The sequence below is a fragment of the Embleya scabrispora DSM 41855 genome, assembly GCF_000372745.1.
In the GTDB taxonomy this organism is placed as follows: Bacteria; Actinomycetota; Actinomycetes; order Streptomycetales; family Streptomycetaceae; genus Embleya; species Embleya scabrispora.
In genome coordinates this window covers 1-23,940 of the sequence record NZ_KB889744.1, presented here as the reverse complement: position 1 = coordinate 23,940, position 23,940 = coordinate 1, and the positions used below count along the sequence as shown (strand labels likewise).

28 protein-coding genes are annotated in these 23,940 nt (G+C 71.8%); 12 read left to right on the top strand and 16 right to left on the bottom strand.

Annotated features, from left to right (window positions below):
* Positions 1 to 72: 72 nt before the first annotated feature.
* Positions 73 to 810 carry a methyltransferase domain-containing protein gene (locus tag A3IC_RS69580; protein WP_158696460.1) on the bottom strand — a complete coding sequence of 246 codons (738 nt, stop codon included), beginning with the start codon at positions 808 to 810 and terminating at the stop codon, positions 73 to 75.
* 719 nt (positions 811 to 1,529) lie between these two features.
* Here A3IC_RS69580 and A3IC_RS0150920 point away from each other — a divergent pair.
* The 3 genes from A3IC_RS0150920 to A3IC_RS0150910 all read left to right on the top strand — a co-directional run bounded on the left by A3IC_RS0150920 (position 1,530) and on the right by A3IC_RS0150910 (position 3,286).
* Positions 1,530 to 2,186 carry a hypothetical protein gene (locus A3IC_RS0150920; protein WP_020557751.1) on the top strand — a complete coding sequence of 219 codons (657 nt, stop codon included), beginning with the start codon at positions 1,530 to 1,532 and terminating at the stop codon, positions 2,184 to 2,186.
* Between the two features lie 307 nt (positions 2,187 to 2,493).
* A complete protein-coding gene (locus A3IC_RS0150915) occupies positions 2,494 to 2,826 on the top strand; it encodes a hypothetical protein (RefSeq protein ID WP_158696459.1) in 333 nt (110 codons plus the stop codon).
* 175 nt (positions 2,827 to 3,001) lie between these two features.
* A complete protein-coding gene (locus A3IC_RS0150910; RefSeq protein WP_020557749.1) occupies positions 3,002 to 3,286 on the top strand; it encodes a hypothetical protein in 285 nt (94 codons plus the stop codon).
* A 53-nt stretch (positions 3,287 to 3,339) separates the two neighbouring features.
* Here A3IC_RS0150910 and A3IC_RS0150905 read toward each other — a convergent pair whose 3' ends face one another.
* Both A3IC_RS0150905 and A3IC_RS0150895 read right to left on the bottom strand, forming a co-directional pair.
* Entirely contained in the window at positions 3,340 to 4,179 is an 840-nt protein-coding gene (locus tag A3IC_RS0150905) for a hypothetical protein (RefSeq protein ID WP_158696457.1), read from the bottom strand.
* A gap of 389 nt (positions 4,180 to 4,568) precedes the next feature.
* The gene (locus tag A3IC_RS0150895) at positions 4,569 to 5,234 is read right to left on the bottom strand and encodes a DUF4190 domain-containing protein (RefSeq protein ID WP_020557746.1); all 666 of its coding nucleotides are present in this window, start codon (positions 5,232 to 5,234) and stop codon (positions 4,569 to 4,571) included.
* A gap of 487 nt (positions 5,235 to 5,721) precedes the next feature.
* Between A3IC_RS0150895 and A3IC_RS72300 the strand changes: the two genes are divergently transcribed.
* Together A3IC_RS72300 and A3IC_RS72295 are read left to right on the top strand one after the other, a co-directional pair.
* Positions 5,722 to 6,207, top strand: a complete 486-nt coding sequence (locus A3IC_RS72300) for a hypothetical protein (protein ID WP_205353701.1) — start codon at positions 5,722 to 5,724, stop codon at positions 6,205 to 6,207.
* Between the two features lie 163 nt (positions 6,208 to 6,370).
* Positions 6,371 to 6,760, top strand: a complete 390-nt coding sequence (locus A3IC_RS72295; RefSeq protein ID WP_245600015.1) for a hypothetical protein — start codon at positions 6,371 to 6,373, stop codon at positions 6,758 to 6,760.
* 145 nt (positions 6,761 to 6,905) lie between these two features.
* On the opposite strand, the gene A3IC_RS61395 is transcribed toward A3IC_RS72295, so the two are convergent.
* From A3IC_RS61395 to A3IC_RS0150870, 3 genes are all read right to left on the bottom strand, one after another.
* Positions 6,906 to 8,078 (bottom strand): tetratricopeptide repeat protein, encoded by a 1,173-nt coding sequence (locus A3IC_RS61395; RefSeq protein WP_245600014.1) that lies wholly within the window; start codon positions 8,076 to 8,078, stop codon positions 6,906 to 6,908.
* A 977-nt stretch (positions 8,079 to 9,055) separates the two neighbouring features.
* Positions 9,056 to 9,313, bottom strand: a complete 258-nt coding sequence (locus A3IC_RS0150875; RefSeq protein ID WP_020557743.1) for a hypothetical protein — start codon at positions 9,311 to 9,313, stop codon at positions 9,056 to 9,058.
* Between the two features lie 187 nt (positions 9,314 to 9,500).
* Entirely contained in the window at positions 9,501 to 9,962 is a 462-nt protein-coding gene (locus A3IC_RS0150870) for a hypothetical protein (protein WP_020557742.1), read from the bottom strand.
* Positions 9,963 to 10,076: 114 nt separating this feature from the next.
* Between A3IC_RS0150870 and A3IC_RS61390 the strand changes: the two genes are divergently transcribed.
* Positions 10,077 to 11,420: a DDE-type integrase/transposase/recombinase gene (locus A3IC_RS61390; RefSeq protein WP_020557741.1), complete on the top strand. Its 1,344-nt coding sequence runs from the start codon at positions 10,077 to 10,079 to the stop codon at positions 11,418 to 11,420.
* Between the two features lie 176 nt (positions 11,421 to 11,596).
* Positions 11,597 to 12,235 (top strand): tyrosine-protein phosphatase, encoded by a 639-nt coding sequence (locus A3IC_RS72290; protein ID WP_321184064.1) that lies wholly within the window; start codon positions 11,597 to 11,599, stop codon positions 12,233 to 12,235.
* A gap of 66 nt (positions 12,236 to 12,301) precedes the next feature.
* Here the strand turns inward: A3IC_RS72290 and A3IC_RS0150855 are convergent, their stop codons facing one another.
* The 8 genes from A3IC_RS0150855 to A3IC_RS69575 form a co-directional block, all read right to left on the bottom strand.
* Positions 12,302 to 12,610 carry an O-methyltransferase gene (locus A3IC_RS0150855; RefSeq protein ID WP_020557739.1) on the bottom strand — a complete coding sequence of 103 codons (309 nt, stop codon included), beginning with the start codon at positions 12,608 to 12,610 and terminating at the stop codon, positions 12,302 to 12,304.
* A gap of 84 nt (positions 12,611 to 12,694) precedes the next feature.
* Positions 12,695 to 12,889 (bottom strand): hypothetical protein, encoded by a 195-nt coding sequence (locus A3IC_RS0150850; RefSeq protein ID WP_026219707.1) that lies wholly within the window; start codon positions 12,887 to 12,889, stop codon positions 12,695 to 12,697.
* A gap of 167 nt (positions 12,890 to 13,056) precedes the next feature.
* Positions 13,057 to 13,710: a hypothetical protein gene (locus A3IC_RS0150845; protein ID WP_020557737.1), complete on the bottom strand. Its 654-nt coding sequence runs from the start codon at positions 13,708 to 13,710 to the stop codon at positions 13,057 to 13,059.
* Positions 13,711 to 13,852: 142 nt separating this feature from the next.
* Positions 13,853 to 14,527 carry a zf-HC2 domain-containing protein gene (locus tag A3IC_RS61380; protein ID WP_052174168.1) on the bottom strand — a complete coding sequence of 225 codons (675 nt, stop codon included), beginning with the start codon at positions 14,525 to 14,527 and terminating at the stop codon, positions 13,853 to 13,855.
* The gene (locus tag A3IC_RS0150835) at positions 14,514 to 15,092 is read right to left on the bottom strand and encodes a sigma-70 family RNA polymerase sigma factor (protein ID WP_020557735.1); all 579 of its coding nucleotides are present in this window, start codon (positions 15,090 to 15,092) and stop codon (positions 14,514 to 14,516) included. Before A3IC_RS0150835 ends, A3IC_RS61380 begins: the two co-directional genes overlap by 14 nt.
* A gap of 153 nt (positions 15,093 to 15,245) precedes the next feature.
* Positions 15,246 to 16,589, bottom strand: coding sequence for a vanadium-dependent haloperoxidase (locus A3IC_RS61375; RefSeq protein WP_020557734.1), 1,344 nt, complete (start codon positions 16,587 to 16,589; stop codon positions 15,246 to 15,248).
* A 17-nt stretch (positions 16,590 to 16,606) separates the two neighbouring features.
* Complete coding sequence (locus A3IC_RS61370; RefSeq protein ID WP_020557733.1) at positions 16,607 to 17,017, bottom strand: helix-turn-helix domain-containing protein; 411 nt, start codon at positions 17,015 to 17,017, stop codon at positions 16,607 to 16,609.
* Between the two features lie 17 nt (positions 17,018 to 17,034).
* Positions 17,035 to 17,412 (bottom strand): tyrosine-type recombinase/integrase, encoded by a 378-nt coding sequence (locus tag A3IC_RS69575; RefSeq protein ID WP_026219706.1) that lies wholly within the window; start codon positions 17,410 to 17,412, stop codon positions 17,035 to 17,037.
* Between the two features lie 1,004 nt (positions 17,413 to 18,416).
* Here A3IC_RS69575 and A3IC_RS0150815 point away from each other — a divergent pair.
* On the top strand, positions 18,417 to 18,824 hold the full coding sequence (locus tag A3IC_RS0150815; RefSeq protein WP_026219705.1) for a DUF3052 family protein: 408 nt from the start codon (positions 18,417 to 18,419) through the stop codon (positions 18,822 to 18,824).
* A 12-nt stretch (positions 18,825 to 18,836) separates the two neighbouring features.
* Here the strand turns inward: A3IC_RS0150815 and A3IC_RS0150810 are convergent, their stop codons facing one another.
* Positions 18,837 to 19,244: a PPOX class F420-dependent oxidoreductase gene (locus A3IC_RS0150810; RefSeq protein WP_020557731.1), complete on the bottom strand. Its 408-nt coding sequence runs from the start codon at positions 19,242 to 19,244 to the stop codon at positions 18,837 to 18,839.
* Positions 19,245 to 19,782: 538 nt separating this feature from the next.
* On the opposite strand from A3IC_RS0150810, the gene A3IC_RS63785 reads away from it, so the two are divergent.
* Positions 19,783 to 20,220: a YidB family protein gene (locus A3IC_RS63785; protein WP_020557730.1), complete on the top strand. Its 438-nt coding sequence runs from the start codon at positions 19,783 to 19,785 to the stop codon at positions 20,218 to 20,220.
* 1,018 nt (positions 20,221 to 21,238) lie between these two features.
* Complete coding sequence (locus A3IC_RS66545) at positions 21,239 to 21,391, top strand: cold-shock protein (RefSeq protein ID WP_158696462.1); 153 nt, start codon at positions 21,239 to 21,241, stop codon at positions 21,389 to 21,391.
* A 717-nt stretch (positions 21,392 to 22,108) separates the two neighbouring features.
* Here A3IC_RS66545 and A3IC_RS0150790 read toward each other — a convergent pair.
* On the bottom strand, positions 22,109 to 22,840 hold the full coding sequence (locus tag A3IC_RS0150790) for a DUF4118 domain-containing protein (protein WP_026219704.1): 732 nt from the start codon (positions 22,838 to 22,840) through the stop codon (positions 22,109 to 22,111).
* A 439-nt stretch (positions 22,841 to 23,279) separates the two neighbouring features.
* On the opposite strand from A3IC_RS0150790, the gene kdpF reads away from it, so the two are divergent.
* Together kdpF and A3IC_RS0150775 are read left to right on the top strand one after the other, a co-directional pair.
* Positions 23,280 to 23,369 (top strand): K(+)-transporting ATPase subunit F, encoded by a 90-nt coding sequence (gene kdpF, locus A3IC_RS64045; RefSeq protein ID WP_020557727.1) that lies wholly within the window; start codon positions 23,280 to 23,282, stop codon positions 23,367 to 23,369.
* Positions 23,369 to 23,940 (top strand): potassium-transporting ATPase subunit KdpA (locus tag A3IC_RS0150775; RefSeq protein WP_020557726.1); only part of this gene is annotated, 572 nt, incomplete at its 3' end. The genes kdpF and A3IC_RS0150775, both read left to right, overlap by 1 nt.

The window sequence follows — 23,940 nt, the reverse complement described above, 5'->3', positions numbered from 1 at the left end:
CGGTGTCGGGGTCGCCCGCCCAGACGAACTGCTCGTCGTCGGCCGTGACGGTCATGCCGTGCTCGTACAGGCTCACGGCGCCGCCCGCGATCCACGCGTCCCACGCGGTCTCCAGTTCGTCGACGAGCCGGCGCGGACCTCCCTGGGAGGCGATCGCGCACCCGTTCGGCGGCGTGGAGATCGTCGCCCAGGACCGGCGCCGTCGTGGAGGCGGGCATGGACGCCGCCGGTGTCGACGGTGGTGTCGAACAGGACGTCGGGCAGGCGCAGGCGCAGCGCCCACATCAGGTGGGCGTTGTCGTGCAAGGGGCGTGGGTCGCGGGTGAAGGCGCGTTCGTGGTCGGGGTGGCGGTCGGCGCGGATGTGGCGGTGGGTGGGGGTGCCGCGGGCGTTCATGAATTGAGCGAGGCCGTGGAGCCATCCTGTGGCGGAGCGGCCGTCCTTGGCGGTGGTGAGGGCGAAGTAGCCCAGGCGGATCCAGGGGAAGACGATGTCGCCGCCGGGGGTGGTCTGTTCGATCCAGGCGCGGGGGACGCGGTCGACCGCGTAGGTGGCGATCAGCCGGTCGTAGGGGGCGTTCGGGGCCCAGCCGAGGGTGCCGCCGCCGACCCGGACGTCGACGCGTGCTCCGGCGCGGGTCAGGGTCGCGGCCGCGGTGGTGGCGAGCGCGGAGTCGGTCTCAATGCTGGTGACGTGTCCGGTGGGGCCGACGCGGTGGGCGATCAGGGCGGCGTTCCATCCGGTGTCGGGTAGGACCGCATGATGCACACCGAGTTCGGCACGACACTGCCCCGCGAGGACGTCGAGCACGGCGAACTCCTCGCCGCGATGTACTGAACGCGGGCCCGGGTGTTCAGGGCCCGCGTGCCCCTGGGCTCCATGAGCAGGACACGGAGACGGAGGATGCCGCCGGGGAACCGGGCTTGTGGTTCGACGGCCGTCGCCGCCCCCGTTCGCATCCGGCCTGGCCGTACGACGGGCGCGATCACGCCTGCCCGGGAGCGTCTCCTCGGCTTCGCCCATGAGCTGCACCCCGGTGCGCTCAAACCGATTGGACAGCACGTTGGCCGAGAGATCGGAGTCCGGTCCCACGAACTCGGCCCATCCGGCCGCCGTTTCGGCGGCGTCCTCCACCCCTTCGTGGGCGAACCTGGTCGAAGCGGCGATCTCCGACTCCGCCTTGGCCGGCAACGCGCCGAGGAGCTGCGGACGGTCGTCCTCCCGCGGGCCTTCGCGCGACGACTCCGGATCGAGGATCGGCTTGGCCCCCAAGGCCACCAGGCCCCACAGATCTGCTCCGCACTCACCGGGTGCTCGCCGCTGATGCTCACCAGCCCAGCTTCACCGCAAGGCGGGGCTGTGGAGACTGCGACCCCGCCGCATCGGAGCGGATGCGACACCGCCCGCGCTGTGCCCGGACCCGCCCGGCGTGCCGACGGGTCCGGGCGAGGCCGGAACCGGACTCCCCGGAGAGTGGCGAATCGCCATTTCGGCCCCGGAGGCGGACATTCCTTGTCTACGTTCGCGGTATGAGTTTCGAGCAGCGCTGGACGCGCAACCCCAATCCCGTCACGGTCGAGGACTGCATGGAATTGGAGGACGACCTGGAGGAAAACCGCGACGGCCTCCGGCCATTCGGCGCGATGCTCCGGTCGTGGGCGCATCCCGATCCGGGCGTCGCCCGGGGACCACACGTCGCGGCGTTGACCCTGGCCGCTGCCGCAGCCCTCGTGGAGGCGGCCGGCGGCACGTGCGCGGGACCGCGCTACCGGGCGCGGGAGAGCGCGGAGGAGTTGTCCGAGATCGCGGACCGGGTCGCGACGGCGATCATCGATCTGAAGCGGGCGGGGGACGACGACACCGCCGCGCGAGGCACGCTGGCCCTACGGCTGCGGTTCCAGGCCGAACACGTCTCCTGGCTGGTCGCTTTGGCCGCGCGCGTCGCCGACGAGGCCCTCGCCCTGTCCCCCGACGACCCGGCCGCGCGGGCGGACCTGGCGACCGCGGCGACCCTGGCCCGGTCCGTGCTGCAGTCCGCCCGCGCCTGCGTCGCCGGCTGCGTCGCCCGGGTCGAGGAACTGGGCCAGTCGGACGAGCCGTTCGACGAGGCGTCGGCCCGCATCGACAAACACGAGGCGACGATCGAGATCGCCGCCCGACGCCTGGCCCACGAAGTGGCGTGCTAGCGACCCGCGTCCCCGGATCCGCCCGGAGCCGGCGCGCAGGGTCCGGCCGGGGATTTCGTGGGCTTCGCCGTCCGGGCGCAGTCCTCCGGAAGCCGCGACGACGTGTCACGTGAACCGACTCGCGCCCTCACCGGGCCCACCCGGTCGGCGCGCCGTGGGCGCGCGGATCGTAGCGGGACTCCGGGCTTGTGTTGACCCGGCGTGGCGGCACTCGCCAGGATCGACCGGCATGGGCGGCCATGCGTTCGATACGACGGCGAACTTTCGTGTGTGGGTGGACACCCGCCATTGGTTGATGATAGACGGGATGCTCGACAACGAGGACCAGAGCAGGCGGGAACGCGGTGACCACGACGGCGCCGAACTCGCCGGGAGCGTTCGCCGGGCGGGCTGGGACCAGATCCCCGACTGGCCGCGGGACGCGGCCGGCTTCGCGACCTGGCCGGCCCCCGGCCAGACCTCGGCCCTGGTCCTGAACGCGGCCCGGTGGGCACTGGTCGTCTCCGGACTGGACCGGTGGGCGGACATCGACGACAGCCTCGGCATTCCCGAACACGCCGCCATGGCGAACGAGAAACGCAACATCTCGGCACTGATCCGCGCCCGGCTCACCGAGCAGGGATGGGCCTGTCCCGGGTGAGTTGGCGTCGACGAGGTACGGCCGCGGAGTCGGCGCGGGGCTCTCGCTCACCTGGGGCCTACCCATACCAAGACCTGGAAGATCCCGTTCGTCGACCGACCCCGGCCGGGCGCCGTCCCCTCCCGGCGAGTCGGGCGGCGTCCGGTGGATCACCCACCGAGAGCAGAATGGGACGATGAGCGCTTATCTGGTTGAGAGTTGGGGCTCGGACGGCGCGGATCCGGCGGGGTTGCTGATGCTTTCGGCCGTCGGGATCGTCTTCCTCGGGGCCGGGATCTGGTTTCTGCGCGACAGAGAGGGGGCCGCGCGATTCTTCGCCGAGAACGGCGCAGATGTGGCCTCCCGGTCCCCCGAGGAGCGGTTGGTCTCGGCCCGGGCGGCGGTGAAGGTCATCGGTCCGGGCTTCCTCGTCATGGGGTCGCTGCTGTTGATCGGCGGTACCGTCGCGGCCTTCACCTGATCGATCCGGCGCCGGCACCGGTCCCACCTGCGCCGGTTCGTCGTAGGTGTCCGTCAGCATGCCCGGGTGGCGACGAACGATCCCGGTGGTGCCGGCGAGGAGGAGCAGCCGGCGCTCGGGGTCGAGGGGGCGCGGGCCGTGCGGGCTGCCCGGGGGCGTGAGCCGAAGGCGTCGGTGTTGGTGCGGTCGTTGGCCGGCAGGAGAGGGACCACCGAGGCGCGGTCGGGCGCGAGGGTGACCCGGATCAGGGCGCCGGTGTCGGCGCACACGAACGACGCGTTGTCGATCCAAAAGCGCGGCGAGCAGTGTGTGGGGATCTTCTCGTCGCCGGGCATCCGCTCCTCGTCGAGGATGTCCCGGGCGCCGATGCGGACGGCGTCGTTGATGTGTTGGCCGTTGCGGACCAGACGCATCCCACGTCGGTACTCGTAGGCCACGGCCACGTCACCGCCCGGAGAGACCATCTCCACGGTGGCGGCCGGGCTCCACACGCTCTCGCCGGACAGCAGGAACGCGTTCGCGCTCGAGCGTCCGCGTTCCCTCGGCGCGGCGGGGCTGCGGGGAGCGCGGGAGAGGACGCGTTTGTCCGCGTCCTGGTACCACAGGGTGTCGGTGTCGGGCGCGAACATCGGCGCCGACTCCGAGGGCGCTCTCGGGGAGGTGAACTCGTCGGCCGGCGGCGGGCCGACGGCGCGGCCGGTGGTCAGGTCGAACGCCGCGGCACGGCGCCCTCGACCGGGCGGCCCCGGGACGATGCCCGCCACCAGGGTGTGGTTGCGGTCGAAGAGCCGTCGTACCTGCTGAGCGGATCGTTGCTCGTCCGCGGGCGAGCACAGGTAGTCGGGTTCGGCGTGTTCGGAGCCGAACGAGATCGTGCGCTCGCTCGTTTTCACACCGTCGGCGATCCGGTACGACGACAGGATCGCCACGGTCGGGAAAGGCGAGATCCCCGACCTGCCACATCACATGACCGTCGCGATGCCCGGCCCGAACGAGGCGGGACCCACATCCGGTGCCCCCGAAACCGGGTGCGCCGTCGCACCGGGGGAAGTCGGCGCCGTGACCGGCGCCCGCCCGGCGTCCTCGTGCCCGGTGCACCCGGTCGCCGCGGTCGCCGCGAGCAACACACCTGCCGGGAAGCCGCGTTCGCGACGCCTCATGCACACCCCCGTGTCGACGGTCCGGGCGACCCTATCGCCGGGAAGGGCGCGGTCACGAACCACCGCCTGATTCGACGAACGGACGGCGATGCCACAACGCCCGGCCGGCCGTCGCCTCGTACTCAACGTTCGGACGGACGTGTCAAACGCAGTCCCGTGTCCCGCGCGAAACAGGCGATCGTGTGCCCGCCCGCGGCCCATTGCTGCGGGTCGGGGAGGAGGTAGTGCACGTCGCCGGGTCGCGGGGCGACGCCGGAAGAGGGGATGAACTCGCGTGCCAGCGCGACGCAGCGGGTGGTGGCCACGACGTTCAGGGACTCGGCATCGACGGTGGGCGCCTGGGAGTCGAGGGTGAACACGGCGTAGATCTCGCCGGTGTGGACGCGGGTGCAGGCGACGGTGTGGACGGCGTCCAGCCGGGTCGGTGGTGCGGCGGTTGGATCGTCGGCGGCGAAGCAGTCGCCTTTGCCGGGGATCGCGACGGGTGCTTCGCGGGCGGGTTTGTCGTCGTCGCGGAGGGCGGTCACGATCAGGACGACGACGAACAGCGCAATCAGCGCGGTGTTCATGGCGATGCCGGTCCAGGCGAGCCACCGGCCGCGTTCGCGGGTGTGTTTGATGCGTTGGAGGGCGACGACGCCCAGGGCCAGGCCCACGGGCAGGAACGAGCAGAAGAACCCCACGATGGGGGCGAGGACGGCGAGCAGGTTGTACGGCGGTTTCGGCGCGACGTCGCCCGCCGAGGATAACGACGACTCGATGTCGGACGGGGTGCTCGGGGTACCCATCGGGTTCTCCAGTGCGTGAGTGATCTGCGGAACCTGGCACTGTAGGGCCCGGATCCGACGAACGCAGGCGATTTCTCCCGCCTCCAGGCGGCGGTTGCTGTGTGTACGGGCGCGATGTCGCGGTGTGCAGTAGTCACGGGCTCGACGGCGAGCAGGTCCGCGTCGGGGCGGCGATGGCGACGTCGGGCCCGTCCTCGACCAGCTCATGCGCCCCGCCCACACCGGACGGGCCACCCGCACCGAGCACAATCTCCCGGCCTGCAGCACACCCATCCGCATTCCCCCGCCGGCACGTTCCGTGCACGAAGGGCGGGGCAGGACCTCGGCGACACCGTCCTGGGGAAGGCAAGGAGAGCCTCGACGAACTCGACGACGGCCTCGACGAGTCACCGCTCCCGGGCCCGGACGCCGACGAAGACGAGCCCGACTCCCCCGCCCCGCCGTACCTGGGGCTCGGGCTCTACGATGCCCATGAGGAGGCCCTGAGATGGTGAGCCTCGGCGTGCACTCGGGCAACGGCCCGAGTGGCGAGGGTGTGGACGCGACGGAACAGTCCCGGCCGGTCACCACCTGGCAGGGTTGGCAGAACTTCGTGGCCGCACCACCCCCGACACCGCCCGAGCCCGATGCCCCGCCACGCAGCCGGGAAGAACGCCTGGCCTACCACTCCGCGTTCGTCACCATCCGCACCCCGGCCATCGACGCCCTCGCCATCAGCGTGCGCACGCTGATGATCCTGGGCCGCCATCAATCGACCACCGCCCGACCGTCCCTGATCGTCACCGGCCCCGCCGCGGCCGGAAAGACCACCGCCTGCTCCACGTCGGGCGCCTGCCACCTCGCGGAGGCCACCCGACGCGGCGGGAGGGCGGAGGGCCGGGTGGCGGTGGCGTACGTCCGCCCGGCGCGACCGCGAAAGCCCTCGCGGCCGAATTCGCCCGCTACCTCGGCATCCCCGTCACGGCCCGGATGACACAGGCCCGGATCACCGAGGTCGTCTGCCACACCTACCATCGGGCCGGCGTCCGCCTGGTCCTCATCGACGAGAACCCACCGTCCTCAACCCCCGCACCACCACCGGCGCCGAAACCGCCGACCTGCTCAAAGACCTCACCGAACGCATCGCCGCGACGTTCGTGTACGCGAGCATCGACGTGGCCGCCACACCGTTGTTCGCGGGTGTGCGCGCGGCGCAACTCGCCGGACGGGCCTCACTCGTCGAGTGCGGGGCGTTCCCGGCTCGGCTCGGGAAACGCGAACCGTTCACGGAGCTGATCGCCGGGTTGGAAGCCGCCCTCGACTTGCGCGCGCACCGGGCCGGGACACTCCCCCGCCTCGCGCCCTATCTCCACCAACGCACCGCCGGACGGATCGGCAGCCTCACCTGCCTGATCCGCCAAGCCGCCATCACCGCCGTCCTGGACGGCACCGAACGCATCACCAAAACCAGCCTCGACGCGATCCGCCTCGACCACCTCGCCGATGATCTGCGCCCGTGGTCCGGTGCTCAAGGTGCGGTCGGGTAAATTGGGTCGACGACCAACGCTCCGGAAGTGGATCGCCGAACGACGAGCGGGAGTGGTTGCCCACCGCAATCGGCATGCACTGGTGAACACGGTGTTGCCCGGGGTATCCACACGCCAACCACCACCACCCGGAATCACGGCAACCTCACCAATCGCCCCAGGAAGTCGGCACGGGAGTGATGTCACGGTCGTGCCAGGTAGCGATGGCCTCCTTGACCCGTCCCACACGGACCAGCAACGAAGCCCGGGTGGCGACGTCCCACTCCCTCTTGCTCGGTGTCAGGATCTCGATGGCCTCGTCGAGGCGCCCGGTGAGCGTCAGGAGATCGACCAGACGGTTCCTCATGTTCGAGGTGTCGGCGTCCGCACGCGCGCGCACTTCGGCGATGGCCCGGTCGGCACGGCCCAGCTCGCAGAGCAACCAGACGTGCAGGCCGAACAGTTCAACCGACATGTCGCCGACTGCGGCCAGACCGTCGACGATCTCCAGGGCCTCCTGCGCCCGCCCACGCTCGACCAGCCGGATGAACAGCGACTGCAGGACCCAGGTCTCGTAGTACGCCAACCCCGGCTCCGGGCGCAGCAGTTCGACCGCCTCCTCGACGCGATCGTGCCGGAACAGTATCTCCGCCGTCCCCAGTGCGGGGTTCGGGTCGCCGGTCGCGACGAACGGTCGCAGGGCGTCGACGGCGTCGTCCACGCGGCCCTGTTCCTCCAGATAGAGGGATAGACGCGAGGCCGCATGTACTCCGCCGCGTCCGTCGGCGAAGTCCCGCAACTGCGCCTCCCGGCCATGGCGTGCCAGGGTATCGGCGTACTGCTCGACCACGTTGACCGACCCGTTGGGGTGGTGGACGCGAGTGGCCAACAGGGCCAGGGCCTCGTCGACGCGGCCCTGTCGCTCCAACACCTCGGCGGGCAGACCCACGACGGCCGGGAACTCCCCGAACGCCGGCTCGGCGGGCACCGCGGGCAGCAGGCGCAGCACCGTGTCGTCACGACCGCGTCCGGCGGTCAGGTCGACCAACTCCCGGGCGCGGAACATGTCCGCGGCGTGCGGGGCCAACACCGCGATCACCTCGTCGATCCGGCCCTCGCCGGCCAACAGCACCGCCAGCCGCTCGATCGCGGACCCCTCGCCGCGCTCCGCCGCCGGGCGGACCAGGGCGATCGCCTCGGCCGTACGCCCCCACCCGACCAAGTGCTCCGCCACCGTGCGCACCGCCTCCCACCAACCGGTGTCGGCGAACGGGGCCAGCACTCCCAGCGCCGCGTCCCGCTCATCCCGCGCGGCAAGCAACGACGCCCACTCCCGCACGCAACACCAGTCCCCTCCCCGCGCCTGGAAACGGAGTTCGTCGAGGTGGCCGCACTCGACCAACGCCGACACCACCCTCGGCGGCAACCACGGGTCAAATGCATGAAGACGTCGATCGAGCTCGGTAATGGTGTCCACACCGCGAAACCGTAACGACCGCCACCGACCAACCCACACCGACATCCACACACGCGGCTGTGAACGGCCGGCCCGCCGACACCGCCCCACGCCTCGCTCACCCTGCAGCCGATCGGTCACCCCACATCAGCCGGCGACACACGAACCCGAACCACCGATACAGACACTCCGCCAACCCCCGTCGCCGACCACCAACCACCTGTGCCGAAGCACGATGGTCGTCACCAACGACGGACACCCGGCTGGGATTTCCTGCCGGCGACGCACGTTTGTCGTCACCGGATCGGCGCGCTTCCCGTCACCGATGCGCGATGAAGCACGGTGGTTGTCACCGGACGCAGAACCCCACGAACCCCGCGAGTCGCACGGGAATCTCAACCATGCGGCACACACTCACGCACCCACGATCCTGGCGACAACAAGCCTGCGTTGGTGACAACCGGCGTGCTTCGGCACACGAAGGCACCGGCCCGCCCACGCGTTCTTCCCCTCGGGGTGCGGATCACCACCACCCCGTCCCGGGGCCACGCGACGATCCCGGCGGAGCGAGTCGAGGTACTCGACACGCTCGGCCTGGGGTGGACGTGAACCGGACGTAAGGTTCACGTCCGCCCCAGGCCAAGCGGCGCGTCCGAGCGGGCGTTTTCGTCTCGTTCGGGTGAACCGCCTGCGCCGGGGACCGACGGGGTGCGACGGTGTGGAGGGTGCCGTTCGTGGGGTCCACGCATTCGCCACGCGGCGGGTTGTGCGGGCTGTGCCCCACGACGGGACACACGAACGGCTCCGACCACAGGTCGGAGCCGTTCGTGTTGCGGCGCAGAAGTGGGGGGTGCGGTTCGTCAGCCGGCGTCCTCGGGCCGCTTCAGCAGGGCTCGTTCGGCGTCGACGGACGAGCAGCGGCCGACGATCTCGGCCGCCTCGGCGGCGAGTTCCACGGCCCGCCGGGTCAGGGATTCGCTGCTGTTGATGTTGTTCTCCCGGTATGCGGCGTTGATGCCGTAGCCCCTCCCAGTACCGGATCCGAATTCGCGTATCGATCGGCGATCCCGTGCATCGCCCCCATCAGGCCGGAGATCGTCGCCTCGACCTCGGTCCATCGGTGCGGCGCCCCAGGTCAGGGCACCGCACCCTCAACACACCACCGACACGACACAGTGGTGCCGTTCCCACCGCCGTTCGGACGCGGCAGCCGTGCCCGCGGTACGCGCTCACCGCGGCCACCGACGGTGGGGCCGTCGCCGCACGCCGTCCTTTCGGCGCCCGTCCCGGAATCCGCGCCGGATATCACGCGGTGGAGGCCGTCGGGAAGTGGCGTGTACGGATGAACTCGTCGAGCACGGCGAGTTGTTCGGCGGTGAAGGCGCTCTCGGGGATGGTGGAGACGGCGCGGGGCATCGTACGGATGACCAGAAGCCCGTACTGGCGTCGCACATCGAGGGTGGCCGACCACCGCATACCGGAGGTGGCCACGCCCGGCCGCTCGCGCATGTAGCCGTCGTCGTCCAGCTCGACGTCGATCGCGCCCAGGCCGACCAGCGTACGCACCGACTTGCCGTGGACAAGCAGCATGATGAGCGGCGCAACGATCAACCAGACACGCACGTAGGGCTCCTTCACGACCACCGCCGCGAGCGGCAGCAACACGGGCAGTGCAATGACCACCCTGCGGTTCCACTTCGGGTATGCGGCGAGCACCGTCGCGGCCGCGGTCCGCCACGTGTGAGTGAAGGTCGTCGAGATCAGCATGCACGGATGCTAGGAGAACGGCACGACACCGAAACACCGGGCCGTTCATCGGCAGTCGTCGCCGGCCGAGCGGATCGCAGCCACGCGCGTGCGCAGTACGGCCCGGGTCGGTCCATGGCGGAGCGGGAGCGGGCCAAGGCCGAGGAGATGCGGGCGTCGGGGTGGGCGGTGAGTGTGGCGACGATGCAGCGGGTGCGCGGCCGGTATCGGCGGCAGGGCTTGTGGGGGCCGGTCGACAAGCGCGCCACGCGCGGCGCGAGTGCGACCGGGCGCAGCGACGGGCGGGTGGTGGTGGCCGTGTTGGAGGCGTTGCGCCGGCAGCGGGGGCGGTCGAAGGGCACGGTGGAGGGGTTGCGGCGGTTGGCCGGGGAGATCCTGGACCGGGCGCACGGGCCGGGTGTGGTGCCCTTGCCGTCGCGGGCGACGTTCCATCGGTTGGTGAACGCTCCGGCCGATCCTGCGGAGTTGCCGGGGTGGCCGGCGCGGACCGCGAGCGCGAGGACGCCGCCGTTCGCTCGCGCGGGCGCGTCGCGGCCGGGTGAGCGGGTCCGGGTCGACACCACCCGCTTGGACGTGATGGCCGTCCTGGAGGACGGGCGGTTGGGGCGGCCGGAGGGGACCAAGGCGGTCGACGCTGCTTTATTGCTCGCGGAGATGGTGGTGCCGCATCCGATGCGGCCGCATTGGCCCGAGGCGTTGGGGTTGTCGCGGGCGAGCGTGCCCTACGAGCGGCTGATGAGGGTGGATAAGCGGTTGGAGGGCGTTGCGGCGCGGCCGGTGATCGTGCCGGAGACGATCGTGGTCGACCGGGGCAGGGTGTTCGTGTCGGAGGCGTTTGTGGCGGCGTGCGAGACGTTGGGGGTGAGCGTGCGGCCCGCCCCTCCGCGCAGGCCCGCGGCGAAAGGGGTGGTGGAGCGGACGTTCGGCGCGATCAACACGCTGTTCTGCCAACACGTGGCCGGGTACACCGGCTCGAACACGACCCTGCGCGGGCGAAGTGTCGAGGACGAGGCGTGTTGGACCGTTCCGCAGTTGCAGGACCTGCTCGACGAGTGGATCACCGTGGGTTGGCAGGGCCGGCCCCACGAGGGGCTGCGGCACCCGATGACGCCCGGGGCGGCGCTGACGCCGAACGAGATGTGGGGCGCCCTGGTGGGGGCGTGCGGGTATGTGCCTGTGCCGCTCGCGGGGCGGAATTATGTGGAGTTGCTGCCGGCGCGGTGGCATCGGGTCACCGACCGCGGGATCCGTATCGACCACCGCACCTACGACCATCCGGTCCTGGGGGCGTGTCGGGGGCGGTCCCCGGGAGTGATCGCGCGGCAGGGGAAGTGGGAGGTGCACCACAACCCGCACGACGGCCGCCAGGTGTGGATCCGGTTGCCCGGCGGGGAGTTCGCCGAGGTGCCGTGGATCCACCGCGACCACGTGAATGTTCCGTTCGAGCGAACGTGGTGAAGCGGCGCAGCCCGTGGGTGAGGGTCCAGGTCACGGTGGTGTGGTGTCGGTGGGAGCGGCCTCGACGGCGGGGACGGCGTCGAGCCAGGGGGCGGGCGGAGCGCCGGGTTTGGGGGGCGGGTGCGACCCGGCAGACGGTGACGTCGTCGCGGGCCAGGTTCGCGGTCCTGGCGCGGATGGCGTCCACGCCGATGGGCGACGGTTGGGCCTCCCAGGCCATGCGGTGGGTGCCGTGGGGGATGTGGCCAGGACGTCGGCGCGCCAGGAGACGTCGGCTGCGGCCACCTCCAGGCGACCGCCGGGACGAACTACGTCGTCGCCGACGTCCTCGCCGGCAGCGGCGGCATCTTCGGCATGCCAAGTCCCCCGAGGACGCCGCGCAGATGATGATCGACGGCGAGCGGTTCATGGTCTCTGGAGACACCGCCAAGGCCGCCCACACCACGGCCTTCCGCGGCGTCGGCACGGACAGCGCGCACGGCGTCGTCTTCCACTGCACCGCGGGCAGGGACCGCACCGGCTGGTCCGAGGCGGCCCTGCTCACGGCCCTCGGTGTGCCCCAGGACACCATCATGGCGGACTACCTTGCCGGCAGCGACTACCGCGCTGCGGCGAACAAGGCGGCCCTCGACCGCATGCCGCCTGCGCAGGCCGCGGTCTGCAAGCCGATGCTCGACGTCCGGCCGGAGTACCTCAACGCCGGCTTGGACGAGGTCCGCGAGCAGTACGGCTCGTTCAACTCCTACCTCGACCGGGCGCTGGACCTCGACGCCCGTGACGTCTGCGAGCTGCGGGACGACCTGCTGGTGGGCTGACATCGGCACGCGGCGCCGGAACCCTACGCGAGGGGTCCGGGCATCGCTCTGTTTGCCACTGTCCGCTCAGCGCACGCGCGTCGCGAGGACGAGGCCGCTCGCGGCGTGCAGTTCCACCGCGGTGAGGCGCGGGTCGGTCGGCAACTGGTTGCGTACCGCGGAGGTCTTGGCGACGTGCTCGGGGTTGGCGTACCGCGTCAGGTCCATGTCGTCGACGAAGAGCACGCCCCCGGGCCGCAGTGCGTCGATCGTCAGGTCGAGGCTGTGCCACGTGCCGCCATCGGCGTCGGCGAAGATCAAGTCGAAGGTGCCGAGCGTGGGCAGGAGCGCGACGGCGTCGCCGATGATCGCCCGCGGCGCGCGATCCCACGGCAACTTGGCTACGTCGTACCCGAATTCGTCGTCGTACTCGAACGTGACGAACTCGACATCCTGCCGAGTGGCGAGACCCGACGTGATTCAGGCGGCCCCGACGCCCGCCCCGGTGCCCGGTTCGAGAATGCGGCCGTCGGTGGGGACCGCCGCGGCCAGGACCGGGAGCAGGCGGCCGACCTTGGGCTCGCTGGACAGCGCGAAGCCGCAGGCGGTGGCCAACGCGACGGCGTGGCCGACGATTTCGGGTGTCCCGACTCGGGACTGGCAGGCATGAATCACTCCTCGTGAGGGGAATTCCGAGGATCGTGCCGCGCGGCCTCTGCGAACGCCAACTGGTTAACAGGTTTTCGCGGGCAAGCCAGGGACGCCCGGAAAGCGCGAGGCGGGCGCGCCGTGTGTCGGCAACGCCCGCCCCCGATGCGGCCCGCCAGGCCGCGAGCATCCGTTCAGGCGATCCGGAACTTCACCGTTTCGATGTTCGACGCGACCCCGAGCGCCTTCAGGTCGCGGGCGTCCACGGTGCCGTTCCCGTCGGCGTCCGGCACGGTGGCCGGCGCGTCGTCGAGCACGCCGTTGTGGTTCAGGTCGTCGACCACCGCGACGGTGAGCACCGTGTCGGTGTTCGTACCGAAGAACGCGCCGCCCACCAGCCAGCTGTCGGCGATCGTGCTGCCGCGACGGCCCTGCTCGGCGATCGCGGTGACGTTGAACAGGTTCGCCAGGTTGGTGCCGGGGCCCGAGAAACCGGGCTTGTCGGCGACGGTCGTGGACAGCAGGACGACGACGCCCGGCAGCTTGTCGTCCTTGCCGGGCGAGAAGGTGCCCGCCGCCGGGGGCACGTTGTTGTGCTTCTCCGGCCCGGTCAACTGCGGACCGGTCCAGCCGGCCGCCTGCAGCCCGTCGCGGTAGCGGACGTTCAGGTCGAACATCCACGCCTTGCCCTCGATCCCGGTGCTCGCCCCGGCGCGCGGGGTGAGCACGTCGACGTGGGCGGCGCGGCTCTTGTCCGAGCTGTCGGCCAGCGCGGTCGGCGCGAGCACCGCGACGGCGGCGACGGCAAGGCCGAGGGCGGACCAGCGCAGCGCTTTGGTGTGGTTCATCAGTTGCGTCCCCTTGATGGGCGGGCCTCGCCGGGGTGCGAGACGGTCGCCGGGGGATACGGACGGAACCTCCGCGTGCGTTCAGCACGTGACGAAAAATCATGGGAATTCCGCATCGTGCCGTGCCGCGCCTGACGACTCGTCACGTCGTAACCGGCACACGCAACGCCGGCGGCCCGCCAGGCACCGTGCTGAGCCCGAGCGCGACCGCCCCCTGGCGACGCATCCCCGCGGTCAGTTCGACGGAGACGGGGTGCTCGCCGAGCGCGGTGAAGCTGCCGGCCGGCACGCGCGAGCCGTCCGCCCGTTCCAGCCACACCATGTAGTGCTCCCCCGCGGGCAGGCCGCTGACGTCGAGCCGGAGGCTGACCCCCCACGAGTGGTCGGTGAGGTATGCGGTCGCGTGGGTGCCGCCCGACGAGTAGGCGACCTGCGGCCGCGGCCGGTCCGGCGAGTCGAGTGCCGACGTCAGCAGCAGCACCCCCGCGACGGCGGCGGCGATCCCGGTGACCACCCCCGTGCCGACCACCGCCGCGCGGCGGCGCGCCCGGCGCCGGGCCGCGGCGACACCGGCCGGCACCGCCTCGCCGAGCCGCGCGGGCGGCACCGGCGGATCCTGGGCCACCCGGTCGGGATCGGCGCGGCCGAGGCGTTCCGCGGTGGCGCGCAGCATGCGCAGCTCGGCCGTGCAGGTCGGGCAACCGTCCAGGTGCGCCCGGGCGGCCACGGCCTCGGCGTCCGACGCACGTCCGAGTGCCGCCATGCCGAGCAGCGGCCGGAAATGCGCGCACTGCCGTGACTGCTCACCCGAGGTCATCGTCCCACCCCATTTCCTCCAGGATCAGGCGCAGGGCCTTGAGTGCATAGAAGACCCTGCTGCGCACCGTCCCGACCGGGATGCCCAGGTCGGCGGCCACTTCCGCGGCCGCGCGGTCCCGCAGATGCACTTCCACGAGCACCGCGCGGTGCTCGTGGCTGAGGCGGCGCAGCGCCTCCTCGACCTGCATGGCGTCCAGCAGCCGGTCCCACGGCTCGTCACCCGGTTCCGGCACGGTGCCCGGGTCGGCGTGGCCCGCGTCGACCGCGACCAGTTTGGGTCGGACGCTGCGGGCCCGGGCCAGGTCGATCACCACGTTCCGGCAGATCGCGAACAGCCAGGTCCGGGCGGATGCCAGGCCGGCATCGTAGCGATCGGCGGCGCGCCACGCGCGGACGAACGTCTCCTGGACGGCTTCCTCCGCCAATCCGGGATCGCCCAGCGAGCGGCACGAGAACGCGAAGAGTTCGCCGCCGTACCGCTCGTACAGCGCGCGTACCTCCCCATCGGTGTCCGGCCGTGCCCGCTCCGCGCGCGCCCCGGCGCTCCGGCGCCTCCACCGCATACCGCCTCCATCCGGATGGGCCTTGACGAGCCGAGTACTCGCCGCCCGGGGTTACGGACGGCACGGCGCTCGCGTTCACCGCCCGGCGGACCCGGCGCCGGGCAGTGCCGCGCGCCGGGTCCGTCCGGAGAGCGCTACCGGCCGAACGCGGTGCTAGCCGAACAGCGTGGGCAGGCGCGCCAGCCCCCACCCGGCGACCTGGCGGCCCAGCGTGGCACCGGCAAGGTCCGAGTAGCGGAAGTGGACGCCTTCCCAGACGCGCGCATTGATGTTGTCACGCGTCATTTCGTGCCAGTACGCGTAGGTCCGGGTCACGCCGTCGGGACTGCCCAGAGTGACGGGGGTTGCCGGGCCGGGTCCGGCCAACGCGGTCAGCACGGCCTCGGCGGCGCCCGCGAACGTGCAGTGGCCGCCCGGGTAGTCGGGGTGCCGGGGGGTCGCCACCAGCGGTTCCCACGTCGGGTCCGGGTCCACGGAGCCCTCGCGGATCGCGGTGACCGGGCGCCAGCGGGTGTAGACGTACTTGGCCTCGAAGACGGCGATCTGCGCGTCGACGCTGATCGTGTGGAAGGCGGCGACGAGCCGGGCACGGTCGCGTACCGAACGCGGGCGGGGGTGGGCGACCGCGGCGCGCAGGGCGCCGGTGAAGCCGGCCAGCGAGGACTGCTGCCAGAACAGTGCCGTGTCGGTCTGCTCCGGGGTGCGGAGGCCGCCGGTCTTGCGGCCGTAGGCGCGGATCTCCGCGAGGTGGGTCAGGTAGGTGTCCGAGCCGAGGCCGGGCGCCGGACCCGGCCGGAAGCGGTCGGCGCGGCCGAGGAGGAAGGTCCGGCCGAGACGCTGCCCGAATTGGACGGCGGGCTTGGTCGGATCGGGCGGCGTCGGGCGCCAGATGCCCGGGGCCACCGGCGGCGGCGTGTAAGGGGCGTTGACCTGCTCCGGCCGCAGACCGTCGCCCTCGCGTTCGGCCACCGCACGCGCCGCCTGCCGCTCGCCTTCCGCGATCCCGGCGGACGTCCGACGCCCCGCGGGCAGCCGCGCGAGCGTGCGGGCGAACGCACCGTCCAGGAACGCGGCCTGATCGGTGCCGGGGAACAGCGTGCGCAACGCGGCGTGCACCGCGGAGGCCACGGCGGCGTCTTCGAAGTCCCGGTCCCGGCCGTACTCCAGCGCCCGCGCCGCAGCGAGCCAACCGATGCCCCACGCGCGGCTGTTGGTGATCTGCGTTGGGGCACCCCAGGAGGCGATGACGGCTGCGGTGGTGTCGTACCACTCGATGATCACGTCGGTGCGGGACGTGCCGTCGAGCGTCTCGGTGCCGGCCCGATCGGCCCGGCCCTCCGCCCGCACCGGCCCGGCGGCACCGAACGCGACGGCGACGGCGGCACCGGCGCCGAGACCGATCAGCCGGCGCCGCCCCACCATGCCGGATTTCGGCGCTTCCGCCCCGGCGTCGCCGGGGCGCACCCCTGCGGTCTCGTCGTCCCCGAGCGCGTTCATGGTCTGCCCTCCACATGTCACCGACGTTGTCGGGAAGGGGATACGAAGGGCGCACCCGAAACGTTCAGCGCACCGTGCCGGACCGGCGGTGCCGGCTGCTGCAGCGGTGGTGGGGGCGGGGTGATGCGTGGTGTGGGTGGTGGGGACGCGGCGGGCTCGCCGACGGCCGGCAGCAGGTCGCCCGGGGTGCAGTCGAGGGCGGCGCACAGCGCGGCCAGAGTGGACAGCTTCACCTGGGAGGGTTGCTTGGTGAACAGGGCGGACACCGATGCCGCGGACAGGTCGAGGCCAGTCCGTTCGGCGAGAAGTCGGCGCAGTTCGGTGCCGGTCCAGATGCCGCGCTGTGCCGCGGCCATCCGCAGTCTCCACTCGACCTGCGGCGAGAAAGCCGTGGACTCGACGGCGTGCAGAGGGGCCTGTGTGGTCATGGCGTCCTGTCTGTGGGTCAGCCGGTCAGGCCGGTGACGGCGTCCTGCGTCGCGCGGCGCCGGGCGTCCTCGACGAAGGTGAGTGAGGGGCGGACGTAGGCCATGGTCGAGGCGATGTGCCGGTGTCCGAGCGGTTGTTGGACGACGGGCAGGTCCATGCCCTGCTCGTAGTGGTGGGTCGCACACGCGCGGCGCAGGTCGTGCGGGGTGAACCGGTCGCTCTCGGGTCGGCCTTCGGCCTTCAGGAGGCGGGCCGGGCGGTCACGTGCGGTCTCCGGTTTCAGTGGCCTTCCGTGGGTGTCGCAGAACAGTGCGGCGGTGTCGGGGAACAGGGGCCGGACGTCGCTTTGATACCAGGCGAGGATCCGGCCGGCTCGTCGAGCATGGGTGCCCATCTCGGGCGCGGTCCCCGGGCGTTGGCCGCCTTGCCGAACCGTACGTGGAGCTTGCCTGCGGGGCCGAGTTCGGGGTGGACGTCGTATCGGTCGAGGTGGAGTGCTTCGCTCAGCCGCGGCGCGGAGTGGTACAGGGTGCGCGGCAGCGCCCGGCTTCCTCCGCCGCGCCGTTCACCGGGATCCGCCTCGCCGTGCGGCGGGCTGTGAGCCGGGGGCGGCCGGCCGGCCGCGACACAACCCCCGCCGTCGGACCGGCCCAACCCCCGAGACCCACCGGGCCGGTCGCGTGCCGACGCCGGTCGGTGCGGCACCGGCCCCGCCCGCGACCGGCGAGGCCCTGCTGCCGGCGGTCGATCGTGTGGGCCGCCCGACCCCACCGTGGACCGACCGGGTGGCACAGGGGTGGGGTCGGCGCGCCGGGATATGTGCGCACGCCCGGCGGGAGACCGTGTCCGGCGTCCCCCACCCCCGCACGACGGGAGACACCCCATGAGGATCCGCGCCCTCGCCGCCCTCGCCCGCCTCACGACCGCCGCCATGCCGGCCAGGCCACCGCCGCCCCCCACCGCGCCGCCGACGTCGGCCGCGACCCGAGCGAGTTCATTCCCGCGCAGCTGTGTCTCGCTGACGAGGCTCCCCGGAATCGGCTCTGGCACGGAAAGCGTGAACGATCCTCGGAGGCCCGGAGTCCACCCGCGTGCGCCCTCGGCCGACCGGCATCGATCACGACCCGCCGGCGCCGACCCGGCTCCCGACGAGGGACGTTCACGCTTCCCGGGACAAGGCCCGAGTTCACGTCGGACAACACTGTCCCGTGGTTGGACATCGCGCTCGCCCCGGGGGCCGTCGCGGTCGTGTTCCACGTCCTCGGATTCGCCGCGGTGGGCGGGACGGCAGGTCGCGGCGTCACGCGTTCGGGTGGCCTTCGGTCTGGCTTCCGTACGGGGCGGGCCTGCTCGGTGATCGTGGTGGCGTTGCGTTCACGACGACGGGAAGAAGCGACGATGACGTCCACGACCGACACCTCCGACCTCGCCGCCCGCCTGGGCCTGAAGCAGGGACTGGTGGTGCAGGAGTTCGGCCACGACGGCGACGACGACCTGCACGCGGCGATCGAGCGGATCACCGGGAAGGACCTGGTGGGCGAGGACCACGACGACGTGGTCGACGTGGCGCTGTTGTGGTTCCGCGACGGGGACGGCGACCTGGCCGAGGCCCGGGGAATGCTCGCCGACGAGGGCGCCGTGTGGGTGCTGACCCCGAAGGCCGGACTGGGCGAACACGTCGACCCCGGCGACATCGAGGCGACGGCGACGACCTTCGGTCTGACCCGGACCACCACCGTCGGAACGGCATCCGACTGGGCCGCCACCCGCCTGATCGCCGCCGGGACCACCGAGGCTCGCGACTGAGCGGCCCGCGGTCTAGAGCGAGCCGACGACCTTGCGCGGAGCGACCCGCACGACGACGCGTTCGCCGTCGTCGGCGGAGGCGGGATTCAAGTCCGCGTAGTCCTTGCCCGTGTACTTGCGCGAGAGCTCGTCGATCAACTCCCGGCCCCCCTCCAGGGAAAGCGTGGCCTCGCCGCGGACCTCGGCGTAGGTGTACGGCGCGTTGTGCGGGTTGATCATCACGGTGACGCGCGGGTCCCTGCGCAGGTTCCGTTCCTTCCTGCGGCCTACGGTCGTGGAGATCAGCAGGTCGTCGCCGTCGCGCTTGAGCCAGGTCACCGACAACTGCGGACTGCCGTCGGGCTGGATCGTGGCCACCGTCGCGAAGACGGGGGTGTCGTCGATGAGCTTCTGCAGATCGTCGGAGAGTGCGGCGGACATGGCAATGGGCCCCTTTCGGGTGGACGTTTCGCACCCCACGGCACGGAATGCGACAACGGATGGCGCCACCGGGTACAACGACCGTTCCCGACCCCGGTGTCGGGCGGCCGATGCCCCACCACCCCCGCTTCCTCGAACCCGCCCTCCCGGGCATCGCGGCCCCCACCACCCAGGGCGGCGTCAAACACTGAACCCGCTGACATCCGGTCGTGGCGAATCCGCCGACAACCTCGGGCCCTGGCACCGACTTGTGATCCGAGCACGAGGCATGTTCGTCGTACGGCGTGGTGCCGGGTCGGGCGTTGGGTCGGTCGCGGAGCAGGCGCCGGATCACGAGATCAGGGCCGGCCCACGTTCACATCGGACGACACCCCGTTGTTCGTGTGGTCGGTGTTCGCGCGGGATGCAGTCCTGAGGGGCGTGGAATGTCACCTGGTGTGATAGCCGGGGGCGTGCGACGTACGCGTCCGTGCGGGGCCCGGCCGGTATCGACGGGAGACGGGCTTCCCGCGGTCGGCCCGGGGGAAGGGACCTGTTCATGACGGATCCCGTGAACGACGGCGCCGTGACGCCGACCGCCTTGTCGATCCCCGTGAAGGACCTGACGGACGCCGGTCTGGAGGCCCAGTGGCAGTCCTGGTTCGGTCCCGGGCCCGACGAGCCGGTGACCGCCGAACAGATCGCCGAGGCCGTCGGGGAGAAGGAACTCGCGCGGACCGCCGAATCCCTCGGGCTCGAGTCCGGCCAGGTCGCCGCGGTCGTCGCCGACGCTCTCCCGCTCCTGGTGTCCGGCTCCGCCTCGATCGAACTCGGAGTCGAGATCGACGGCACATTGCTGACGACCACACCCGGGGACGGCGGAGCGCATGTCGGCTCCAGGGCGCCGCTGAGGATCAGCATGGTGGGACCGGGACCCGCGGCGGGCGACTACACGGGCGTCGTGGCACTCGTGTTCGACGCCGTGCCGCCGGCATAGGCCCGACGCGTACACGGCTCCGGCGAAGTCCCGGGCGGCGGCGAACCGCGAAGTCCGACGCGGCGCGCGATTGCGGCCGCCCGACCTCGGTGGGACATTCCACGCCGACCGGCGATCAATACGCGCGGATCACCGGGAACTCGTCGTGATCAACCCGGCGTTCGCGGACGATCTGCGGAGTGCGCGAGCGCCGGGTCTGGGCGCCCGGCCGGTTCACGGACCGACCGTCACGGCCGCTTCCGAGGAGCCAGGCTCCGGATGCGACGCGGCAGGACTGTGCCCGCCCCCGCCGATGGCACCGCACTCGTCCCGGGCGCGCTCGCCACCCCGGCGCAGGCGGCCCCACGCCCCCCCGGGGGGTGGCAGCGGACCCCACGGCGACGTCGACCCCGGTGCGCCCGGACCCGGACCCGGATCCGAGCATTCCGGACGCGCCGTTCGTCCCGGCGGGCGATGTCGTAGCGGAGGGCGTCGACCTCCGAGGCGTAACGGGAACCCCCGAAGTCGATCGGGCGCGGGCACGACCACGTGTGAACGGTGCGGGCGATACCGCGGACCATGTCGGTGTCGACCCATGACGGGGGCAGGGTCGATTCCCCGTCGCGGCGGGCGGCCCCTCCCCGGGACCACCGCCGACCGACACACCCCGCCGGCGCCGTGCGCCCCCGCCTCGGCCCGACCACCCGTCCATCGACGGGAACAGGGGCCGTTCCGGGCCCGACGCCCCCCGCGCAGGACGCTCCATCAGTGTGATCGGCGGCGGGAAACGGGCGGCGACTCCCGACGAACATCGGCGACGGCGCGGGGACGGTACGGGATAGGGGCGGGGCCCCACCCATGGGTGTGACGCGGCGCGGCGCGGCCGGGGGTCCGGCGCGAGGCGGTTCGAGGCTCCCGGGAGCGGGCACGACGGCCGTCGACGGGCGAACGCGCGTCGTGACACACCGGTCACAGGGAGCAGGCGCATGGCGCAGGGCGCGGTGAAGCCCACTACAACGAGGAAAAGGGCTACGGCTTCATCACCGAGGACGGCGGGAACACCGACATCCTCGTCCACAAGTCCTCGATCGAATCCGACGAATACGACACCCTGCCGGTGGGCACCCGCGTCGAGTTCAGGATCGTCCAGGGCACCCGGGGCCCCCAGGCGGAGAAGGTCCGCGTCCTTTGATACGTCGCCCGCGCCGGGGCATCCGCCCCGGCGCGGGCCGTCGGGCCCGCGCCGCCGGTGCGCGGCCGCGGCAACCGCGACATGTCCGCGCAACCGACGTACTCCCGTCCCGGCGACGGCCGAGAACACGGCCCTCGTTCGGCGAGAGGACGCCCTGCCATGGCACCCGCACCGGGCGGTGCGGGGTTCCGGCCGGGACGCCCGGCCGAACATCGCGCCGACGACCGACCATCCCGACTCCGCCACGATCGACTCACCCCACACCAGAGCGACCGGCGAGCGCAGGCTCGCGGCGAAGGTCGAGGTCGGTGCTCGTGGAAGCCGAACCCGTCACCGGGCACCCCCGCCCGTCGACCGGGCATGAACACCACCAAGCATCTGATCGCCGTCCTTGCACTCGCCGGCGCCGCGCTCACCCGCTCCGCACCCGCACACGCCGAAACCCCCACAACCGCCGAAGAGATCGAGCGCCGCGGCCGCCGGCCGACCCGCTGTCGGATTCACCGTCCCGGCCGGCGTGCGGGTCGGGGCGGGGACGACGTGGTACTCCTCGACCGAGCCGGCCTCCCGGCCGCCCCGGGCCCGGTCCGTCACCGCCTTCCGCGTCCGGCAGACGTGGCGGGATCGCCACGACCTCTGCCATCCCCGTCAGGATCACCGACAGCGGCCGAGCGTACGACGTCGCCCGCCCGCAAGTGATCCATGGCCGACGCGGGTTCAGTGTGCGGCGTATTCGAAGGCGCTGCCGACCTGGTCGGCGAGGGTGACCGCGACCAGGCGGGCCTGGAGGGAGGGCCGGGTGCCGGGCGTGGGGTCGAGCATGAAGCGGCCGTGGAAGTGACCGGCCCGGTATACGCGCAGCTCGATTTCCTCTGCGGGTAGGCCGCGTCGGTCGACGTCTCGGGTGCGCGGTCCGATGGATACCGATCCGTCCTGTTCCAGGCGCGGCGGGTGGCCGATGAGCGTGCCGTATTCGAACCGGCAGCCGCGCAGTTCGAGGAGCGTGATCAGGTGGGCCCTGACCGCGTCGACCACGGCGTCCGGCGACGTGGACGAGCGGGCGGCCTCGGCGGTGTCGCGGATCCGGGAGAGGTGATCGGCGTCGGTGATGGCGACGACCTGCAGGCGGCGGGCGCGGGCGGCGATCTGCGAGACCGCCAGCCCGACCAGGAGGAGCAGCACCGCCATTTGCACGTCGGCCGAGCGCGTGATGGTGAAGCTCTCGTAGGGCTTGGTGAAGAAGAAGTCGAACCAGATGGTGGCCGACAGGGCGGCGAGTGCCCCGGCGAGCCGGTGGCCGTTCGCGGCCACCGCGACCACGACCATGCACAGGGCCACGTTCGCGCTCGCGAAGTGCTCTCGGAACGGAGCCAGCACTCCCGCGACCGCCACTGGCACCACCACAGCCGCGATCAGAGCCATCTGGTCCCGACGGGGATATCGAGGCATCACACCGAGCACCTCCACGGAATCACACGGCTCGTCGATCGCTGAAGCGGGGTCGCCGCATTGCCGTCGACACCGATACCGGCGACCAACGGCGCGGTGGATTGCCAGGGTATGTCCGCGAATTGCGATGGGCCCGGCGACGCGGCGTCGAGGTCGCGACAAGGTTGGCTGCGGAGCCACCAAAGGTGTGTCAAGGCTCGCCCGGACGGCTGAAGAGCGAGGAATTTGAGAGTCGCCTCCGCCACATGCGACAAGGAGTCGAACCGTGGCCGACCTGGTGTTCGTTCTCGCGACCATCGCCTTCTTCGCCGTGGTGGCCCTCATCGCGAGGGGGGTGGCGAAGCTGTAACACCCCGGCGGGCCGTGTCCCCATACCCGTCAGCCCCTACCTCCCCGCTCCGCCCACCGAGCACGTCCGTTCCGAAGAAAGGGTCGCCTCATGAGCATCGAAAGCATCGTGGGTCTGTCCGTGTCGGTCGTGCTGCTCGCCTACCTGGTTGTCGCACTGCTCTTTCCCGAGAAGTTCTGATGGACACGACGCTCGCGGGCATTCTGCAACTCAGCCTGCTGATCGTCGCGCTCGCGGCCGTGTATCGCCCTTTCGGCGACTACATGGCCCACGCCTACAGCAGCCCCCGACACCTGCGCGGCGAACGGTGGATCTACCGCCTGATCGGGGTGAATCCGGACGCCGAGCAGCACTGGGGCATGTATCTGCGCAGCATCCTGGCCTTCTCGCTGTTCTCGGTGTTGGGCCTGTACGGGCTGCTGCGACTCCAGGAACACCTGCCGTTGGACCTGGGCATGCGGGCGATGCCGGCCGATCAGGCGTTCAACACGGCGGCGTCGTTCACCACCAACACGAACTGGCAGTCGTACTCGGGTGAGGCGGCGCTGGGCCACCTGGCGCAGATGGCCGGTCTGACCGTGCAGAACTTCGTGTCGGCCGCGGTGGGCATGGCGGTGGCGATCGCCCTGGTGCGCGGGTTCGTTCGGGTCCGCTCGGGCGAGATCGGCAACTTCTGGGTCGACCTGATCCGCGGTTCGATCCGGATCCTGCTGCCGATCGCGATCATCGGCACGATCGTGCTGGTCGCGTC

What these genes read in the sequence shown, in the direction of transcription:
- A3IC_RS72290 (WP_321184064.1), top strand. Translation starts at nt 11,597, where the DNA reads ATGGCGTCCACGCCGATGGGCGACGGTTGGGCCTCCCAGGCCATGCGG.
- A3IC_RS0150815 (WP_026219705.1), top strand. Translation starts at nt 18,417, where the DNA reads ATGACGTCCACGACCGACACCTCCGACCTCGCCGCCCGCCTGGGCCTG.
- A3IC_RS0150875 (WP_020557743.1), bottom strand. Translation starts at nt 9,313, where the DNA reads ATGGACCGAGGTCGAGGCGACGATCTCCGGCCTGATGGGGGCGATGCA.
- A3IC_RS0150845 (WP_020557737.1), bottom strand. Translation starts at nt 13,710, where the DNA reads ATGAACCACACCAAAGCGCTGCGCTGGTCCGCCCTCGGCCTTGCCGTC.
- A3IC_RS0150870 (WP_020557742.1), bottom strand. Translation starts at nt 9,962, where the DNA reads ATGCTGATCTCGACGACCTTCACTCACACGTGGCGGACCGCGGCCGCG.
- A3IC_RS0150910 (WP_020557749.1), top strand. Translation starts at nt 3,002, where the DNA reads ATGAGCGCTTATCTGGTTGAGAGTTGGGGCTCGGACGGCGCGGATCCG.
- A3IC_RS61375 (WP_020557734.1), bottom strand. Translation starts at nt 16,589, where the DNA reads ATGAACGCGCTCGGGGACGACGAGACCGCAGGGGTGCGCCCCGGCGAC.
- A3IC_RS0150790 (WP_026219704.1), bottom strand. Translation starts at nt 22,840, where the DNA reads ATGCCTCGATATCCCCGTCGGGACCAGATGGCTCTGATCGCGGCTGTG.
- A3IC_RS63785 (WP_020557730.1), top strand. Translation starts at nt 19,783, where the DNA reads ATGACGGATCCCGTGAACGACGGCGCCGTGACGCCGACCGCCTTGTCG.
- A3IC_RS0150835 (WP_020557735.1), bottom strand. Translation starts at nt 15,092, where the DNA reads ATGCGGTGGAGGCGCCGGAGCGCCGGGGCGCGCGCGGAGCGGGCACGG.
- A3IC_RS61370 (WP_020557733.1), bottom strand. Translation starts at nt 17,017, where the DNA reads ATGACCACACAGGCCCCTCTGCACGCCGTCGAGTCCACGGCTTTCTCG.
- A3IC_RS0150915 (WP_158696459.1), top strand. Translation starts at nt 2,494, where the DNA reads ATGCTCGACAACGAGGACCAGAGCAGGCGGGAACGCGGTGACCACGAC.
- A3IC_RS0150810 (WP_020557731.1), bottom strand. Translation starts at nt 19,244, where the DNA reads ATGTCCGCCGCACTCTCCGACGATCTGCAGAAGCTCATCGACGACACC.
- A3IC_RS0150895 (WP_020557746.1), bottom strand. Translation starts at nt 5,234, where the DNA reads ATGGGTACCCCGAGCACCCCGTCCGACATCGAGTCGTCGTTATCCTCG.
- A3IC_RS69575 (WP_026219706.1), bottom strand. Translation starts at nt 17,412, where the DNA reads ATGGGCACCCATGCTCGACGAGCCGGCCGGATCCTCGCCTGGTATCAA.
- A3IC_RS61380 (WP_052174168.1), bottom strand. Translation starts at nt 14,527, where the DNA reads ATGACCTCGGGTGAGCAGTCACGGCAGTGCGCGCATTTCCGGCCGCTG.
- A3IC_RS61390 (WP_020557741.1), top strand. Translation starts at nt 10,077, where the DNA reads ATGGCGGAGCGGGAGCGGGCCAAGGCCGAGGAGATGCGGGCGTCGGGG.
- kdpF (WP_020557727.1), top strand. Translation starts at nt 23,280, where the DNA reads ATGAGCATCGAAAGCATCGTGGGTCTGTCCGTGTCGGTCGTGCTGCTC.
- A3IC_RS0150920 (WP_020557751.1), top strand. Translation starts at nt 1,530, where the DNA reads ATGAGTTTCGAGCAGCGCTGGACGCGCAACCCCAATCCCGTCACGGTC.
- A3IC_RS72300 (WP_205353701.1), top strand. Translation starts at nt 5,722, where the DNA reads ATGGTGAGCCTCGGCGTGCACTCGGGCAACGGCCCGAGTGGCGAGGGT.